The organism is Pelagibius sp. (assembly GCF_965249265.1).
Taxonomy (GTDB): domain Bacteria; phylum Pseudomonadota; class Alphaproteobacteria; order Kiloniellales; family Kiloniellaceae; genus Pelagibius.
Window position 1 is genome coordinate 5,279,021 of sequence record NZ_OZ252224.1, and the last position, 17,381, is coordinate 5,296,401.

Sequence of the window (17,381 nt, forward strand, 5' to 3'; positions counted from 1 at the left end):
CTGCCTATCCGATACGGATCTTGGCAAGGTTCGCGGGCTGCGCCACGCCGGCTTTCAGGGCGGGGTCGTCCAGGGCTGCGCCGATGGTGGTGGGGGTCGGCACCACGCCGGCCCAGACGTCCAGGTCCATGTCTTCGTCATCGTCGATGGGGCCGCCGCTGCGCACCTTGGCGACCACTTCCTCCAGCTTCAGCGAGACGACGGTGGTGGCCTTCACCTCCTGTGCCGTCGGTGCCCGCAGTTCGGGCCAGCGGCCGGGCACGATGCGCTCCAGCATCGCTTCCAGCTTGGCCAGCTTGTCGGCCGGGTCTTCGATCACCTCGGCCTGGCCCATGGCCATGACGCTGCGGTAGTTGACCGAGGTATGAAAGCCGGAGCGGGCGAGGACGAGGCCGTCCATCAGCGCCACGGTGAAGCAGACCGGCGGCCCCTGTTTCACATGGCGCAGCATCTTGCTGGCGGAGGAGCCGTGCCAGTAGACCCTGTCGCCCTCCCGCCAATAGGCTGTCGGGGTGACATAGGGCTGCCCGTCGATCACGTAGCCGACGTGGCACATCAGCCCGGCATCGAGGATGGCGTAGACCGTCTCCCGATCATAATGGCCACGCTCGTGGGCGCGCTTCACCTTGGTGCGCGCGGTGGGAACGAAGGGCTCCGTTGTGCCGCTCATGGCAGACTTCCTTTGAAATGCGGTAATGCGGTTCTGGCTGGCGCGCAAGCTAGAGCCAATGTGGTTTTCCAAAAAGAGCCGCTTTCTGATATTCTTACGGACCACTTTCTGCTAAGCGCCGTTTTCTGGATGGAGCATGGGGAACAGCTCGCCGCGCGGCAGCCGCCGCACACCGCTTTTGGCCCTGGCGCTGGACCGCAGCGCGCCGGCGCCTCTGCAACAGCAGCTCTGCGCGCAACTGCGCGACGTCATCCTGGCCGGCCGCCTGGCGCCGGGCGCGCGCCTGTCGTCGAGCCGCGTTTTGGCCAAGGAACTCGGCTGTTCGCGCAACACCGTGGTCACCGCCTTCGACCAGTTGCTCAGCGAGGGCTATCTCGAAGGGCATGCCGGCTCCGGCACCTTCGTCTGCCGTGTCCTGCCCGAGGACCTGCTGGGCGTAAACAGGGCCGCAAAGGCAAAGACCCAGCCGATTGCCGATGCCGGCCGCGCACCCCGTCTCGCCGCTCATGGCCGCGCCATCGTCGGTCTGCGCGACCGTGACTATCGCCACCGCCGCGCCTTTACGCCGGGCGTGCCCGACACCGAGGACTTTCCCTTCGATCTCTGGGCGCGGCTGCACACCCGGACCTGGCGCCGCCCCGATCCGGCGCTGCTGCAGCTCGGCAACCCCGCCGGGTTCCAGCCGCTGCGCGAAGCCATCGCCGCCTACCTCAACAGCTATCGCGGCCTCGTCTGCGACTGGCGTCAGATCATCGTCACCGCGGGGGCGCAGGCGGCCATCGGCCTGGTCGTGCAGATGCTGCTGGAGCCGGGCGAGGCGGTCTGGATCGAGGAGCCGGGCTACGTCGGTCTGCGCGGGCCGCTGATCGCCGCGGGGGTCGAGGTGGCGCCGGTGCCGCTGGACAGCGAAGGCATCTCGGTCGCCGCCGGGCGCAGCCTGGCGCCCAAGGCGCGGGCCGCCATCGTCACGCCCTCTCACCATTACCCGCTGGGCACGACCCTCTCCCTGGCCCGCCGTCTGGAACTGCTGGAATGGGCGCGCGGGGCCGATGCCTGGATTTTGGAGGACGACTACGACAGCGAGTATCGCTACGCCGGGCGGCCGTTGGCTTCCCTTCAGGGCCTGGCTGCCGGGCGCGGCGAGGCCGGGCGGGTGATCTATGTCGGCACTTTCTCCAAGGTGCTGTTTCCGGCGATCCGCCTCGGTTACCTGGTGGTGCCCGAAGCCTTGATCGAACCGTTCACCGCCGGTCATGCGGCCTTCGGCGCCTTGCCCTCGGCCCTCGTGCAGCCGGTGCTCGCGGCCTTCATCGACGAGGGCCATTTCGCCACCCACTTCCGCCGCATGCGCCGCCTTTACGCGGCCCGGCAGGCGGCGCTGGTGGCGGCGGCGAAAACCCATCTGGCCGACCTGCTCACCGTCGCCCCCGACGATGCCGGCCTCCACCTGATGGCCTGGCTGAAGCCCGATGTGGCCGATAAGCTGGGCGACAAGCGGGCGGCGCAGATCGCCGCCGAGGCCGGCATCGCCGTTGCCCCGCTTGCCGATTACTTCTGCGGCGCGCCGACGCGCCAGGGCCTGCTGCTCGGCTACGCCGCCGTGCCGGAAGACGAGATCGTGCGGCAGGCGGAACGGTTGGGCGAGGCTCTGCGCCGACGCTTGGGTTGATCGCCCACGGCGCGCGGCGACACATCATCCGTCATACTCGGTGCTTCGAGACGCGGCTTCGCCGCTCCTCAGCATGAGGTCTGCCATCTACCTCACCCTGAGGAAGCCCGAAGGGCTGTCTCGAAGGGTGGTCCCTCGGATCAAGTCCGAGGGTAACGGTTGGTGTATGTGCTAGATCGTGCCGATCTTGCGGCGGGAGAGAGCTTCGCGGAATTGGTTGCGGTCTTTGACGACCTTTACGCGGGCGAGCAGGTCGAGCACCGCCGCCTCGTCGAGGTCGTCGCCGCAGAGCTGGCCGACGACGATGGTATCCATGCTGTCACCCTCGGGGGCATGGTAGCCGACCAGCAGATAGCCGATGCGAAAGATGAAACAGTCTTCATGCCGCTGCTCCGAGATCGCCTTGGTGTAGAAGCCTTCGCTGCGCAGGTTGGGCAGCTTGAAAGACTTGGCCGAGCCCACCCTGAGCCCGCGGCCTTCGACGACCGGCAGGCCCCTGGCGAAACGCAGAAAGTCTTCGGCGTCGCGCACCTCCTCCGTCGGGTTCTTTGCGAAGTGACCCAGGAAGACGCGCGAGGTGACGAGGAAACCGTTCACGCCGTGAAAGCTGTAGTAGTTCTCGAACAGTTGGTAGGCGCCGACCCGCTCCCGCAGTTCGCTGATTTCGAAGGGGGATGTCAGGGGAAGGTCGAGGTCGGCTTCGCCGATATCGATCTGGTCCCAGGTCTGCGGCAACGCGACAATGCGTCCGTTGGGATCTTCGGATTCCGTCGCGGCACAGCCTGCCAGCAGCAACCCTGCGGCCAAGGCCAGACCGGCTCTCCAAGACCTTTTCGTTCGTGTTTCAACCATCTTCGCCCACCCCGCCCATCGGGAGTCAGACGCTAGCAAAGATGATGCGCCGCCGCCAAAAAGAAACGTTTGGCATCCAGCAGACTGCTGACATGGTGGAGAATTCGGCGCAGACATGCTTCGAGACGGCGCCCCTCTTTAAACACCAAGGGCGCCTCCTCAGCATGAGGTTAAGCCGGACCTCATCCTCAGGAAGCCCCGCAAGGGACTGTCTCGACGGATGGCCAAGGACTCTGTCGTCCGATCTCAGCCACCTGCTGAGAGTGCCCGCCTCGCAAACGAGAGCTTGATGGGCGTTACCCTCGGTTCTGGCGGTTTTCGATCAGTTCGTCGACCACGCCGGGGTCGGCCAGGGTGGAGGTGTCGCCCAGGCTGCCGTACTCGTTCTCGGCGATCTTGCGCAGGATGCGGCGCATGATCTTGCCGGAGCGGGTCTTGGGCAGGCCGGGGGCCCACTGGATCAGGTCCGGCGAGGCGATGGGGCCGATTTCCTTGCGCACCCACTGCACCAGTTCCTTGCGCAGGTCGTCGGTGGGCTCCTCGCCGACGTTCAGGGTGACATAGGCGTAGATGCCCTGGCCCTTGATGTCGTGGGGATAGCCGACCACGGCGGACTCCGCGACCTTGTCGTGGGCGACCAGGGCGGACTCCACTTCGGCCGTCCCCATGCGGTGGCCGGAGACGTTGATGACGTCGTCGACCCGCCCGGTAATCCAGTAGTAGCCCTCGGCATCGCGGCGGCAGCCGTCGCCGGTGAAGTACTTGCCGGGATAGGTCGAGAAGTAGGTCTGGATGAAGCGCTCGTGATCGCCGTAGACCGTGCGCATCTGGCCGGGCCAGGAATCGGCGATGCAGAGGTTGCCCTCGGTGGCGCCTTCCAGGTGCTTGCCTTCGCCGTCGACGATCACCGGACGCACCCCGAAGAAGGGCCGGGTCGCAGAGCCGGGCTTCAGCGGTGTGGCGCCGGGCAGTGGCGTGATCAGGATGCCGCCGGTCTCGGTCTGCCACCAGGTATCGACGATGGGACAGCGTCCGTCGCCCACCACCTCGTGGTACCACATCCAGGCTTCGGGATTGATCGGCTCGCCGACCGAACCGAGCAGGCGCAGGGAGCTGCGATCGGTCGACTTCACCAGCGCCTCGCCCTCGCGCATCAGGGCGCGGATCGCCGTCGGCGCGGTATAGAAGATCGCCACCTTGTGCTTATCGCAGACCTGCCAGAAGCGCGAGGCGTCGGGATAGTTGGGCACGCCTTCGAACATCAGGGTAGTGGCGCCGTTGGCCAGCGGCCCGTAGACGATGTAGCTGTGGCCGGTGACCCAGCCGACGTCGGCGGTGCACCAGTAGATCTCGCCGTCGTGATAGTCGAAGACGTACTTGTGGGTCATGGAGGCATAGACCATGTAGCCGCCGGTGGTGTGCAGCACGCCTTTCGGCTTACCGGTCGAGCCCGAGGTGTAGAGGATGAACAGCGGCGCCTCGGCCTCCATTTCTTCTGCCGGGCAGTCGATGTCGGCGGCCTGGCAGACGTCCTCGTGCCAGACGTCGCGGCCCTCGGTCCAATCGACATGCCCGCCGGTCCGTTGCACGACGATCACCGTCTCGACACCGGGGCAGCTTTCCAGCGCCTTGTCGGTATTGGCTTTCAGGGGCACCTTGCGGCCGCCGCGCAGGCCCTCGTCGGCGGTGATGACGCAGTTGGACTCGCAATCCTGAATACGCCCGGCCAGGGCGTCCGGCGAGAAGCCGCCGAAGACCACGGAATGGATGGCGCCGATGCGCGCGCAGGCCAGCATGGCGTAGGCGGCCTCGGGGATCATCGGCATGTAGAGCGTGACCCGGTCGCCCTTTTTCACGCCGCGCGCCTTCAGCGCGTTGGCCAGCCGGCAGACGTTCTCGTGCAGTTCGCCGTAGCTGATGTGCTTTGACTCAGAGGGATCGTCGCCCTCCCAGATGATGGCGATGTCGTCCTTCTTGGCCGGCAGGTGGCGGTCGATACAGCTGTAGCTGGCGTTGGTGGTGCCGTCGGCGAACCACTTGATGCTGACGTCGCCGGGCCCGAAGTTGACGTCCTTGACCTGGGTGAAGGGCTTGAACCAGTGGATCCGCTTGCCGTGCTCGGCCCAAAAGGCCTCCGGGTCGGCGATCGACTGCTCATAGAGCTTGAAATAGCCGGCCTCGTCGCACCAGGCGCTCTCGGCCGTTTCGGCGGGCACGGGAAATACATGGGGTTCGTACATGGCTCTGGCGGCCTCCCTGCTAGGATCGGAACATCCGGACGGCCTTGTTAGCCCTGCTGCCGTCTTCTTTAATTTCCCCGATTATTTCTGGAAAACCGGCAGGAAACAAGGCCGGCGGCCCTGTCGCGGCAGAGCTGCCTAGAGCGGATCATGTTTAGACGGAAACACTTTCGTGTTTGCGTCCAAACATCTGAATCCGCTCTACGTCAAATAGTTAGAGCAGATCCGGGTTTGATGGATCGCTCATGCGATTCCATCAAACCCGGATCTGCTCTATGCGACCTTGGTCTTACCCATCTTGCAGATCAGCGCCCATTCCGCCTTTTTCACCGGCAGCACCGAAAGCCGCGACTGGCGCACCAGCGCCAGATCCTCCAGGCGCGGTTCGGCCTTGATCTGGGCCAGGGTCACCGGCTCGGTGAAAGGCTTTATCGCCTTCACGTCGACCATGCCGAAGCGCCCGCTCTTGTCCGTGGGGTCGGGGTAATAGAGCTTCGCCACCTCGCAGATGCCGACGATCTGCTTTTCGTTCACCGAGTGGTAGAAGAAAACCAGGTCGCCCAGTTCCATGGCCTTCATGTTGTTGGACGCCTGATAGTTGCGCACCCCGTCCCACTCGGCGGTGCCCGCCTTCACCTGATCGTCCCAGGACCAGGTCCCCGGCTCCGACTTCATCAGCCAATACGCCATCAGGGCAGCACCTTCTTGTATGCAGTGATGGTCACGCTGTCGAAGAGCCCGGCTTTCGCATAGGGGTCGCCGGCGGCGAAGGCTTCGGCCTCGGCGCGGGCCGTATCGTTGACGACGATGACGCTGCCTTTGACCGTCTCGCCGTCGTCGCTGGTCATCGGCCCGGCGATGACGATGCGATCGATGTTTTCCTTCAGATAGTCGATGTGGGCCGGGCGGTTTTCGGCGCGGACATGACCGTGGTCCGGCTTATCGACGCAATAGAGAACGAAGGTCATACGGCTGCTCCCTGGAATTGACGGTATCTTCTTTTTGACGGCGTGTTCTTAAAGGCGGGCCGCACTATGCCGAAAAGCCTTCGGCCTTGAAAGGCCGTGCCAGCAAACCCTCGATGGTCTCGGCCAGATCGGCGCCCCGGTTCACAACCTGGTCGACCGCGCCGCAGATCGGCATCTCGATGCCCAGGCGCTCGGCCATGGACAGCACCGCGGCGGCGGAGAAGCGGCCCTCGACGACGCCGCGGCTGGCTGCCTGGGCGGCGTCCGGCGTCTGTCCTTCACCGAGCGCGAGGCCGAAGGTGAAGTTGCGCGACTGCCGGGCTGTGCAGGTGAGGGTCAGGTCGCCGAGCCCGGCGAGGCCCATCATGGTTTCAGCCTTGCCGCCGCGCGCCAGGCAGAGGCGTGTCATCTCCGCCAGTCCGCGGGTGATCAGGGCGGCGCCGGCGTTGTCGCCCAGCCTGCGCCCGGCGACGATGCCGCAGGCGATGGCCAGCACGTTCTTCACCGCGCCGCCGATCTCCGCCCCCAGGGGATCGTCGGAGACATAGGGGCGGAAGCTGCGTCCGCCGATGGCCCCGGCCAGAACGTCGGCCAGCGCGCGATCTGCGCTGGCCAGGGTGACGGCGGTCGGCAGGCCACGGGCGACCTCCGCCGCAAAGGTCGGGCCGGAGAGCACGGCGAGGGGATGGCCGGGCAGCGCCTCGGCGGCGACCTCGGTCATCAGCAGGCCGCTGTGTTGTTCGATCCCCTTGGCGCAGAGCACCACGGGAAGGCGCTGCGGCAAAACCGGCGCAAGCTTGGCGGCCGTGGCGCGCAGCGCCTGGGCGGGAACCACCAGCAGGCAGGCCTCGGCAGCGGCCAGGTCGCCGGGTTCGGCGGTAACCTGGATCTCGGGGTCGAGAGTGATATCCGGCAGGTAGCGGCGGTTCTCCCGCTGCTCGGCCATAGCCGCCATCGCCTCTGCGTCGCGGCCCCAGAGCGTCACCCGGCGTCCGGCGCGGCGGCAGGCCACGGCGAGGGCCGTGCCCCAGGAACCCGCGCCGATAATGCCGAGATGCTGCATAGCGCCGGTCAGCCCGCTTCTGCCGATCTTGGGGCTGTTGCCGCCGCGCCCTGGAGCTCTTCCAGCGGCCAGCGCGGGCGGGCCGCCGTATCCAGCGGGTCGGTGAGGCCGAGGCGCAGGCGCTCGACCCCGGCCCAGGCGATCATCGCGGCGTTGTCCGTACAGAGGGCCGGCGGCGGGGCCAGCAGTTCGCTGCGCGCAGCCCGGGCCACGCCGCTCAGACGGTCGCGCAGATGACTGTTGGCGGCGACCCCGCCGGCCACCACCAGCGGTCCGGGCTTGCCGTAACGCTCCCGGAACAGATCCAGCGCCTTGCCGCAGCGCTCCGCCAGGATGTCGCCGACGGCCTGTTGAAAGGCGGCGGCGAGGTCGGCTTTCTTGGCCGGGTCACCCGATGGGTTCCCGGACGCGTTGTCGAGCAGCCCGGCCGCCTCCGCAGCATGACGCACTGCGGTCTTGAGGCCGGAGAAGGAGAAGTCGAGGCCGGGCCGCCCCAGCATCGGCCGCGGCAGGTCGAAGGCGGCGGCATCGCCTTTGGCCGCCGCAGCCTCCACCGCCGGGCCGCCGGGGTAGCCGAGGCCGAGCAGCTTGGCGGTCTTGTCGAAGGCTTCGCCTACGGCATCGTCGATGGTGCCGCCGAGGCGCCGGTAGCGGCCGACGCCCTGCACCGCCAGCAACTGGCAGTGTCCGCCGGAAACCAGCAGCAGCAGGTAGGGAAAGGTCAGATCGCTTCCCAGCCGTGCGGTCAGGGCATGGCCCTCCAGATGGTTCACCGCGATGAAGGGACGATCCCAGGCCAGGGCGATGGCCTTGGCGGTCATCACGCCGACGAAGACGCCGCCGATCAGGCCCGGCCCTGCGGTCACCGCGATACCATCCAGGTCCGCAAACGCCAGCCCCGCTTCGGCCATGGCCTGTTCCACCAGCCGGTCGATGTGATCGAGGTGGCTGCGCGCCGCAATCTCCGGCACCACGCCGCCGTAGGGGCGGTGCTCGTCGAGCTGCGAGAGCACAAGGTTGGCGAGGATTTCGCCGTCGCCGGTCACCACCGCAGCGGCGGTTTCGTCGCAGGAGGTTTCGATTCCCAAAACGGTCGGGTTTTGCGCTGTCGTGGCAGGTTCGATCATGAGCCGGACCATAGTGCCTCGCCCCCTATGACGCCAGGGGTGACGCCAGCACGGCGCTGCCGCTTGCGTGCGTCCGCCAAAGCCCCTAAAGCTTGCCGCCATGACCAGCAAAGCGAAGTTCCGCCTGGGTACCCGCGGCAGTCCCCTGGCCCTGACCCAGGCCCGTGAGGTCCGCCGCCGCCTCGGCGAGGCCCATGGCGCATTGGCCGAGGAAGACGCCGTGGAAATCGTGGTCATCAAGACCACCGGCGACAGGGTACAGGACCGCGCGCTGGCGGAGATCGGCGGCAAGGGTCTTTTCACCAAGGAGATCGAGGAGGCGCTGATCGCCGGTGAGATCGACGCCGCCGTTCATTCCATGAAGGACGTGCCGACCTGGCTGCCCGACGGCCTGGTGGTCGATCACGTGCTGCCGCGCGAAGACCCGCGCGATGCCTTTTTCTCACCCCACGGCGACAGTCTGGCGGCCTTGCCGGCGGATGCCCTTGTGGGTACGTCGTCGCTGCGCCGTCAGGCCCAGGTCTTGATCGCCCGTCCCGACCTGCGGGTGGAGCCGATCCGCGGCAACGTCGACACCCGTCTGCGCAAGCTGGCGGAGGGCCGTTTCGACGCGACGCTGCTGGCGGTTGCCGGGCTGAAACGCCTTGGCCTGGCCGACAAGATCACCGCCGCCCTGTCGACGGAAGAAATGCTGCCCGCCGTGGCGCAGGGCGCGATCGGCCTGGAGATGCGTGCGGATGACGACCGGACCCGCGGCCTGCTGGATGCCATCAGCTGTATCGACAGCGGCCGCAGGGTGGTGGCGGAACGGGCTTTCCTGACGATCATGGAGGGCTCCTGCCGCACCCCCATCGCCGGCCTGGCCGAACTCGGCGACAACGATTCCCTGCGTCTGCGCGGCCTCGTTGCCCTGCCCGACGGCTCGGCGGTCTACAAGGCCGACATCATGGGCTCGGCAAAGGACGCCGCCGGCCTCGGTGAGGCCTTGGGCCAGGAACTGCGCAAGGCCGCCGGGCCGGACTTTCATGACGCCGTCACCGGCCACTGAGTTTTGCAGGCAGGGAGGGGGCGGATGCTGATCGCCGTCACCCGTCCGCAGGACGATGCGGCGGAGCTCGTGACGGCCCTGGAGGCGCGGGGCCATGAGGTCTGTCTGGAGCCGCTTCTGACCATCGTGCCGCGCCGTCCCGTTGTCTGGCCCGAGGGACACGAGAAGGCCCAGGCCCTGTTGATCACCTCCGCCAACGGCCTGCGCGCTTTCGCCGCGCTCGATCCGCGCCGCGATCTGCCGGTCTATGCGGTGGGCGATGCCTCTGCAGCAGCGGCCCGTGCTGCCGGGTTTCCCCAGGTCCGTTCCGCTGCCGGTACGGTCGAGGATCTGGCCCGCATGGCCGGCGCAGAACTCTCACCGGCGGCCGGGCCGCTGCTGCAGCCGGCGGCGAGCAAGCTGGCCGGCGATCTGAAAGGCGGGCTGGAGGCCGCCGGCTTCGAGGTGCTGCGCGCGGTGATCTACGATGCCGAGGCGGCAGCGCGGTTTTCGGCGGATTTCTGTGCGCGGCTCAATTCAGAATTGATCGACGCGGTGACACTTTTCTCACCCCGCACCGCAGCCACCTTTGTTAGCCTGATCGGGGCTGCAGGGCTGGCCCGGGCCTGCAACAGCATGACGGCGCTTTGTCTCAGCGAGGCGGTGGCGGAGCGGATTTCAGTCCTGCCCTGGCAGGCGGTTCTGACCGCCGGGCGGCCGGATCAGGAATCCCTGCTGGCGCGGCTTGACGCTTGGGCTGAGAGCGGCGCGTAATGGGGGCTGTTGCATTGCAGCGAAGCGACGGCAGAACCGGTACCGTGTTTATTTTGCGGGAATTGAATATTTAGGCCAGCCAAACTTATACAGGCGGGCCAAACTTACATGGGCGGGAAGGTACCTGCGGGGATTATGGCAGAGTCCGAAGGGCAGAGCGGCAAGTCAGCCGCTGAAGAGGAAAGCAAGGCAGGGGCGGACAAGGTCGCACCGGCGATTGCGGTGATCGAACGCTTCGGCGGCATCCGGCCGATGGCGAAGGACCTGGGGGTGGCCGTCTCCACGGTTCAGGGCTGGAAGGAGCGCGCGTCGATCCCCGCCAACCGGCATGATCAGATCCGCGCCGCCGCCGCGAAGAAGGACCTGGCCCTGGATCCCGACCTGTTGCGCGCCTCGGCGCAGCCGGACGCCGCAGTGACGCCGCCGCCGGTGATCGAAGCCGCAGCCGAAGCGACCTCTTCGGAAAAGAAACCAGCGGCGGATCAGGGGCAGGCCCGTCCGGCGGCGGGTGGCTCCATGGCTTCGCGCGCCAGTGCGGCTTCCGCCCGCCCGGGATCGTCTCAGTCGGGACCGTCTCAGTCGGGACCGTCTGGGTCGGCATCATCTCAATCGGGGCCGGCCGGTTCCTCCCCGGCTGATGCAGGGAAAACCGCTTCCAAGACATCCACAGCGGCGGATGGTGGCGGGCGGCGGTCTTCCGGCTCGCTGCTGGGCGGTTTGGTTCTCGGCGTCGTCCTGGCCCTGGTGGTGGGGGGCGCGGCGGTCTACAGCCGGGACTTCTGGCTGCCGCTGGTCGACCCGCAAAGCGGCCGGCAGGACCCGGCGATAACCGAGGCGCTGGCCGGGCTGGACGCCCGTTTGGCGGAGGTGCAGGCCGGCTTGCCGCCCGACAGCTCCGGTGCGGTCCGGGAACTCGGCGATCGCCTGACGACGCTGGAATCGGCGGTTTCCCAAGGCGCCGGACAGGATCCGGAAACCCGCGCCGCGCTTGAATCCCTGAGCGCCAGTCTGGCCCGTATGACCGACCGTCTGCAGGCGCTTGAGGAAGGGCAGGCGGCGGCCGGGGCGCCGACCGAGGCCCTGACCATGCGGCTCAGCGGCGAAGCGGCCCGGCTCGACGAGATGCTCACGACCCAAACCGAACTGGCGGCGCGTCTGGAGGCGGCGGAGGGTGCGCTGGCCGGGGTGGCCGCGGGGCAGGCGGCGGCGCCGGGCAGCGAGGAAACCCTGATGCTGCTGGCCATGCTGCAGCTGCGCGACGCGATCCGCGGCTCGGGGCCTTACGAAGAACCTCTGCGCATGCTGCAGAACCTGACCGGTGAGGATGCGGAACTGGCGGCGGTCATCGCGCCGCTGGAGCGCCGTGCCCCGGCCGGGCTGCCCAGCATCGCCGATCTGCAGGCCGCCTTTCCCGATGTGGCGCGGCGGATCGCGGCGATCGAGTTGGGTGAGGAGGGCGAAGGCTGGTCCGCCGGCGTACTGCGGCGCCTGTCGGAGGCGGTGAACCTGCGCCCCGTTGGGCTGGTGGAGGGCGGTCAGCCTACAGCCGTGGCGGCGCGGGCGGAGGTAAAGCTGAACGACGGCGACCTCGCCGGCGCGCTCGAAGAATTGAATGCTCTCAGCGGGGCGGCGGCGGAGGCCGCGGCGGCCTGGCGCAGCGACGCCGAAGCGCGGATCGCCGCCAACCAGGCGGTCAGCCGCCTCGGCGCCCTGGTGTCGGAACGGTTCCGCACGACGGCGGACGGCTGACCATGCGCCGCGTCATTGTCTTTGTGGTCCTGGCCGCGCTGGCGGCGCTGGCCGCTTTCTGGCTGGCGGAAAATCCCGGGCGAATTTCCATCGAGTGGCTCGGCTACCGCATGGAGCCGCCGGTCGGCATTCTGGTGCTGGCCGGGGTGCTGCTCTCCATTGCCGTGATCCTGATCTACCGGGTCATCACCCTCATCCTCGGCACGCCGGGCAGCATCGGGCGGGCCTTTGCCGCGGGCCGGCGCAAACGCGGTTTCCGCGCCCTCAGCCAGGGCATGGTGGCGGTTGCCGCCGGCGACGCGCAGGAGGCGGCGCGCTGGGCGCGCAAGGCCGATTCCCTGCTGGAGGACCCACCCCTGACGCTGCTGCTCTCGGCCCAGGCGGCCCAGCTCGGCGGCGATGAGAAGGCGGCAGAGAAGTACTTCGAAGCCATGCTGGAGAAGCCGGAAACCCGCTTCCTCGGCCTGCGCGGTCTCGTCATGCAGGCGCTGAAGGCCGGCGACGACCGGCGCGCCCTGGGCTATGTCCGCGAAGCCCATGCCCTGCGTCCCAAGACCCCCTGGGTGGTGACCAACCTCTTCGAGCTGAGCGAGCGGACAGGCGACTACGACGCGGCCGCTTCGGCATTGAAACAGGCGGCGAAGATCAAGGCCCTGCCCAAGCCGGAGGCGGAGCACAACGGCGCCGTCATCACCCTCGCCAAGGCGGAAATGGCCCTGGCCGAGGGGCGCCGGGACGAGGCCCTGTCGCTGGCCCGGGCCGCTGACAAGGCCGATCCCGATTTCCTGGCCGCCGCCGTGCTGCATGCCCGCCTCGCGGTGGAGAGCGAGCGCTATCGCGAAGCCGCCAAGGTGGTGGAGCGCTCCTGGCCGCGCACCCCCTCGGCGGAACTGGCGGCGCTTTACCGCAAGGCCGTGCCGGCCGCCAAGCCCCTGGAGCAGGTGAAGCGCTTCACCAAACTGGCCGGCCTGAATCCGAACCACCGCGACAGCCATCTGGTCCTGGCCGAGGCCAACCTGGAGGCGGCGCTCTGGGGCGAGGCGCGGCGGCATCTGGGGATTCTGGTCACCCTCGACGGCGAAGACCCGGCCCGCGCCCAGGTCTGCCGCCTCATGGCGAAGCTGGAGGAGGCCGAGCGCGGCGACAGCGAGGCCGCGCGGGTCTGGCTCGAACAGGCCGCCCACGCACCCGGCGACCCCGCCTGGGTCTGCAACACCTGCGGCGCGGTGGCCAATGACTGGAGCGTCGACTGCGGGGCCTGCGGCGCTTTCGACAGCCTTGCCTGGCGCGCGCCGCGGCGGGTCGGCATGGCCGCGCTGACCGGGGACGGTTCCGCCGTCGCCCGCATTACGGCCAAGCCGGCTCACAAGCCGGCGGCCAAAGCGGCAGAGGGGCCGGGGAAGATCACCCTGGCGCCGCTGCCGGATCAGCCGCCGCTTCCGGACTGTGCCCCGGCCGAGCCGTCCAAACCGGCGGCGGAGGAAAAGGCGCCTGCGCTGCCGGCGGCGAAACCGGCCCCGAAACCGGCCCCGAAACCTGCGCCGACTTCTGCGCCCCCTGTGGCGGCCAAGAGCCCTGCTCCGCCGGTCCCTGTTCCCTCGGCCCCTGTTCCGCCGGCAGGCCCCAACGGCCCGCAACCGTCGGACGTCAGGATCGAAGAAGACGACGATCCCGACGAGGCCTCCGCCGTCGAAGGCTACGTCCCGCCCCGGCCTTAGATGTTTTTTCGATGTTCGTTGAAGCGGGCTGGCATCGAAGCGGGCTGGCGCCGACCATCCAAAGCGGTCAGCGACGGCTGACCATTAACCCTGGGTTAAGGCGGAAGGCCTAAGGATTGCGGGCTTTCGGGCTGTCGGAACGATCCCTTTGCGGGTCTTGCCTTGATCGCGGCTTCGCCGTAATCTCCGCCCGATTCAGGTCGCCGGGGTTTCGCTCCGGCCATTGGGCCGCCTTAGCTCAGCTGGTAGAGCATCGCATTCGTAATGCGGGGGTCGGGTGTTCAAGTCACCCAGGCGGCACCATTCTCCCCTCGACCGTTTCCCTATCGAACAGTCTCGACATTACGCCAGCCGCAGCGCCACGGCCTCCAGGATGGCGGCGTAGTGGCAGGCGGCGGCGGCCAGCACCATCAGATGCCAGATGGCGTTGTGATAGGGCAACTGCCGCCAGAGGTGAAAGACCACCCCGAGGGTGTAGAGCAGGCCGCCGGTCACCAGCAGCACCAGGGCCGCTGTCGAAAGAGCGGCGACCAGCGGCTCCACCACCACCAGGATGGCCCAGCCCTGGGCCAGGTAGAGCGCGATGGCGGCGCGCTCGAAACGCCGCGGCAGAAACAGCTTCAGCGTCACCCCGAGCGCCGCCACGGCCCAGACCGCCGCCAGCAGCGCCAGGCCCCAGGGACCGCCGATGACCACCAGCGAAAAGGGCGTGTAGGTGCCGGCGATCATCACGAAGATCGACGCGTGATCCAGGCGGCGGAGGATTTCCTTCCAGTCCGGCCGCTGCACCAGGTTATAGGCGGCGGAGAAGCCGAAGACCGCGATCAGGCCGATGCCGTAGACCGCCAGGCTGAGGATCGAAAGCGCCGAGCCCTGCGGCAGGGCCAGCAGGGCCAGAACCGGGAAGGCCGCCAGGCTGGCGCTCACCCCCAGCAGGTGGACGAGGGCGTCGGCCCGCCGCTCGGCGGCGGCATACTGCGGAAAGGTGAAGGGTTCGCGCATCGGCGCTCATTCTGGGGCCTCCGCGTCTCACTTCAATGGTTTTCCGGCTGGCGGCGGCGAGATATGGCGGGCGTTGCGACGTGGGGCTCACCCCCCTCCCGGCCTCCCCCCATCAAGGGGGGAGGGGTTCTCTTATGCTGTCCCGTCCCATTCTTCTATGGGGAGGGGTTCCTTAATCTGCCCCAAATCATCTCCCTCCCCCTTTCGATGGGGGAGGGTCGGGGTGGGGGTGACATCTTCGCAGCGCCAAGCTGCTTGCCGTTGAAAGCAGGAATCCTGCAACGGATCTCCGTGATATGGACGAGATGTCAGGGCCCGTAACACCTCTGTGACTTTGCGGGGGGCTTGCCGGGATGATTAAATGCGGGCATTCACAGTCGTCAGCGCGCCGGGCCGCGATGAAGTCGGGGGAGTTCAATGATGTCAGCAAAGATGACGAAAATGATGGGCGACAAGGTTGCCCGGGGCAAACTTGCCCTGGCGGCGGGCTTGCTTCTGGGACTTGCGGCCTGCGGCACGCCGGGCGGCGACTACGACGCCCTGATGGCGCAGCGCAACTTCACCGATGCCAAGCCGGACGGTTTCGAGATCTGCCACGGCCATGGCTGCCGACTGACCTCCGAGGTCTCTCTGACCGCGGTGGAGTGGGACCGGGTGGCGGACATCTTCGCCGAACCGGCGGCCTCCGCCGACATCGAGCGCGCGCGGATCGCCATGGCGACCGCGATTCTGGAAGAGACGGTGGGCCGCAAGACCGGCACCCATAAGGACCTGGGCGGCACCTTCACGGCCTTCAGCGGCAACCACCAGTTCGACTGTGTCGACGAGACAAGCAACACCTCGGTCTATCTCACCCTGATGGCCAAGGCCGGCTATCTGCGCTGGCACAAGCTGGAAGGCTGGGCCGGCCGCGGCCTGCTTCTGGACGGCGACTGGCCGCACCAGACCGCCGTGGTGACGGAGATCAAGACCGGCAAGGCCTATGCCGTGGACACCTGGTTCGAGGACAACGGCCGCCCGGCCCATGTGGTGTCGCTGGAGGAATGGCGCGCCGGGTGGATTCCGCCGGGCTTCGTCGACTCCATGCTCTGAGCGAGCCGTCTCCCACCGGGTAAGGACGTCGCCCAGAGACGGATCGCATGTCGCCCAGAGAGGCGACAGCGGCCAGGCGATGTAGCAATCCTTCGCAGCAACGAGGCTGGTGGAAGGACGCTTCCCGTTCGAGGGAGTGCACCTGAACACCGGCCCCTTTGCCGTTAGAGGGAGGTGGCCCGTGTCCGTGCTTTCCAACATCGTGATTTCGGCGCGGGTGCGCCGCTCGCCCTACTTCGCCGCGACCCAGCGTTACGGCTGCAAGGCCTATTCGGTCTACAATCACATGTACATGCCGCTCTATTACCAGAGCCCGGAAGCTGACTACTGGAACCTGGTGAACGGTGTCACGCTCTGGGACGTGGCGGTGGAGCGCCAGGTGGAGATTGTCGGTCCGGACGCCGCGCGCTTCGTACAGCTGCTTTCGCCGCGCGATCTTTCGAGCTGTGCGGTCGGCCAGTGCAAGTACCTGATGATGACCGACGAGAAGGGCGGCATCCTCAACGACCCCCTGCTGCTGAAGCTGGCGGAGGACCGCTACTGGCTGTCGCTGGCCGACAGCGACGTGCTGTTCTGGGCCAAGGGCGTCGCCTATTTCGGCAACTACGATGTCGAGGTCTTCGAGCCCGACGTCTCCCCGCTGCAGCTTCAGGGGCCGCTGGCGGCGATGGTGGGCGAGGCGCTGTTCGGATCGGCCCTGAACGACCTGAAGTATTTCCGGTTCGGCGAATTCGAGCTGGCCGGCATGCCCTTGATCGTCTCGCGCACCGGCTGGAGCGGCGAGCGCGGCTATGAGATCTATCTGCAGAACAGCGACGACGGCGACCGGCTCTGGGAGACGATCATGGAGGCCGGCAGCCCCCACGGCATTGCCCCGGCCACGCCCTCGGCGATCCGCCGCATCGAAGGTGGGCTGCTGTCTTACGGCGCCGACATGAACCTGGACAACAATCCCTATGAGATGAATCTGGGCCGTCTCGTCGACCTGGAACAGGAAGCCGACTTCATCGGCAAGGCGGCGTTGAAACGGATCAAGGAAGAGGGCATCCGCCAGCGCCTCGTCGGCCTGACGGTGGAAGGCGGCCCCGCCGTGGTGCCGAGCCTTGAGCGCGCCGCGATCACCCTTGACGATAGGCCCGCGGGACGAATCACCAGCGCCGTCTATTCCCCCAGCCTGGAGCAGACCATCGCCCTTGCCCTGGTGCCGGTCGAACATGTCACCGAGGGATCGGTCCTCACCGTGCAGACCGACGCCGTGCCCTTGGAGGCGACGGTTTCGCCACTGCCCTTCATCAGCAAGAAGACGGTTTAAGGCGGCGGCGGTTTTCTGTCGTCACGGATCAGGTTTCCCGTTGTTCGGCTGCGTGTTACGCGGACTTTGCGAGACAGTCTTCGTGCATGGGGCTCACCCCCCTCCCGACCTCCCCCCA

The 17,381-nt window shown here is 67.6% G+C and carries 15 protein-coding genes and 1 tRNA gene; 8 read left to right on the forward strand and 8 right to left on the reverse strand.

The annotated features are described in order from the left end of the window. Positions 1 to 4: 4 nt before the first annotated feature. Entirely contained in the window at positions 5 to 670 is a 666-nt protein-coding gene (locus tag ACP146_RS24535; RefSeq protein WP_422369387.1) for a pyridoxamine 5'-phosphate oxidase family protein, read from the reverse strand. A gap of 136 nt (positions 671 to 806) precedes the next feature. Here ACP146_RS24535 and ACP146_RS24540 point away from each other — a divergent pair, with 136 nt between their 5' ends. Continuing rightward, positions 807 to 2,339, forward strand: coding sequence for a PLP-dependent aminotransferase family protein (locus tag ACP146_RS24540; protein ID WP_422369388.1), 1,533 nt, complete (start codon positions 807 to 809; stop codon positions 2,337 to 2,339). A 171-nt stretch (positions 2,340 to 2,510) separates the two neighbouring features. Here the strand turns inward: ACP146_RS24540 and ACP146_RS24545 are convergent, their stop codons facing one another. The 6 genes from ACP146_RS24545 to tsaD form a co-directional block, all read right to left on the reverse strand. Beyond that, positions 2,511 to 3,146 carry a hypothetical protein gene (locus ACP146_RS24545; protein WP_422369389.1) on the reverse strand — a complete coding sequence of 212 codons (636 nt, stop codon included), beginning with the start codon at positions 3,144 to 3,146 and terminating at the stop codon, positions 2,511 to 2,513. Between the two features lie 341 nt (positions 3,147 to 3,487). Next, a complete protein-coding gene (gene acs, locus ACP146_RS24550) occupies positions 3,488 to 5,431 on the reverse strand; it encodes an acetate--CoA ligase (RefSeq protein ID WP_422369390.1) in 1,944 nt (647 codons plus the stop codon). Positions 5,432 to 5,704: 273 nt separating this feature from the next. Next, positions 5,705 to 6,121 (reverse strand): EVE domain-containing protein, encoded by a 417-nt coding sequence (locus ACP146_RS24555; protein WP_422369391.1) that lies wholly within the window; start codon positions 6,119 to 6,121, stop codon positions 5,705 to 5,707. Beyond that, complete coding sequence (locus ACP146_RS24560) at positions 6,121 to 6,399, reverse strand: YciI family protein (RefSeq protein WP_422369392.1); 279 nt, start codon at positions 6,397 to 6,399, stop codon at positions 6,121 to 6,123. Before ACP146_RS24560 ends, ACP146_RS24555 begins: the two co-directional genes overlap by 1 nt. Before the next feature lie 64 nt (positions 6,400 to 6,463). Next, the gene (locus tag ACP146_RS24565) at positions 6,464 to 7,474 is read right to left on the reverse strand and encodes an NAD(P)H-dependent glycerol-3-phosphate dehydrogenase (RefSeq protein ID WP_422369697.1); all 1,011 of its coding nucleotides are present in this window, start codon (positions 7,472 to 7,474) and stop codon (positions 6,464 to 6,466) included. Beyond that, positions 7,471 to 8,589, reverse strand: coding sequence for a tRNA (adenosine(37)-N6)-threonylcarbamoyltransferase complex transferase subunit TsaD (gene tsaD / locus ACP146_RS24570; protein ID WP_422369393.1), 1,119 nt, complete (start codon positions 8,587 to 8,589; stop codon positions 7,471 to 7,473). Before tsaD ends, ACP146_RS24565 begins: the two co-directional genes overlap by 4 nt. Positions 8,590 to 8,689: 100 nt before the next feature. Here tsaD and hemC point away from each other — a divergent pair, with 100 nt between their 5' ends. The 5 genes from hemC to ACP146_RS24595 all read left to right on the forward strand — a co-directional run bounded on the left by hemC (position 8,690) and on the right by ACP146_RS24595 (position 14,160). Continuing rightward, positions 8,690 to 9,637: a hydroxymethylbilane synthase gene (gene hemC, locus ACP146_RS24575; RefSeq protein ID WP_422369394.1), complete on the forward strand. Its 948-nt coding sequence runs from the start codon at positions 8,690 to 8,692 to the stop codon at positions 9,635 to 9,637. Positions 9,638 to 9,661: 24 nt separating this feature from the next. Beyond that, positions 9,662 to 10,390: a uroporphyrinogen-III synthase gene (locus ACP146_RS24580; RefSeq protein ID WP_422369395.1), complete on the forward strand. Its 729-nt coding sequence runs from the start codon at positions 9,662 to 9,664 to the stop codon at positions 10,388 to 10,390. A 135-nt stretch (positions 10,391 to 10,525) separates the two neighbouring features. Next, on the forward strand, positions 10,526 to 12,139 hold the full coding sequence (locus ACP146_RS24585) for a COG4223 family protein (RefSeq protein WP_422369396.1): 1,614 nt from the start codon (positions 10,526 to 10,528) through the stop codon (positions 12,137 to 12,139). A gap of 2 nt (positions 12,140 to 12,141) precedes the next feature. Beyond that, positions 12,142 to 13,857 (forward strand): heme biosynthesis protein HemY, encoded by a 1,716-nt coding sequence (locus ACP146_RS24590; RefSeq protein ID WP_422369397.1) that lies wholly within the window; start codon positions 12,142 to 12,144, stop codon positions 13,855 to 13,857. Positions 13,858 to 14,084: 227 nt separating this feature from the next. Next, positions 14,085 to 14,160, forward strand: a tRNA-Thr gene (locus tag ACP146_RS24595). Positions 14,161 to 14,199: 39 nt separating this feature from the next. Here ACP146_RS24595 and trhA read toward each other — a convergent pair. Continuing rightward, entirely contained in the window at positions 14,200 to 14,859 is a 660-nt protein-coding gene (gene trhA, locus ACP146_RS24600) for a PAQR family membrane homeostasis protein TrhA (protein WP_422369398.1), read from the reverse strand. A gap of 417 nt (positions 14,860 to 15,276) precedes the next feature. Here trhA and ACP146_RS24605 point away from each other — a divergent pair, with 417 nt between their 5' ends. Further along, the gene (locus ACP146_RS24605; RefSeq protein WP_425032975.1) at positions 15,277 to 15,951 is read left to right on the forward strand and encodes a hypothetical protein; all 675 of its coding nucleotides are present in this window, start codon (positions 15,277 to 15,279) and stop codon (positions 15,949 to 15,951) included. 181 nt (positions 15,952 to 16,132) lie between these two features. After that, on the forward strand, positions 16,133 to 17,263 hold the full coding sequence (locus ACP146_RS24610) for a glycine cleavage T C-terminal barrel domain-containing protein (RefSeq protein ID WP_422369400.1): 1,131 nt from the start codon (positions 16,133 to 16,135) through the stop codon (positions 17,261 to 17,263). Positions 17,264 to 17,381 lie beyond the last annotated feature (118 nt).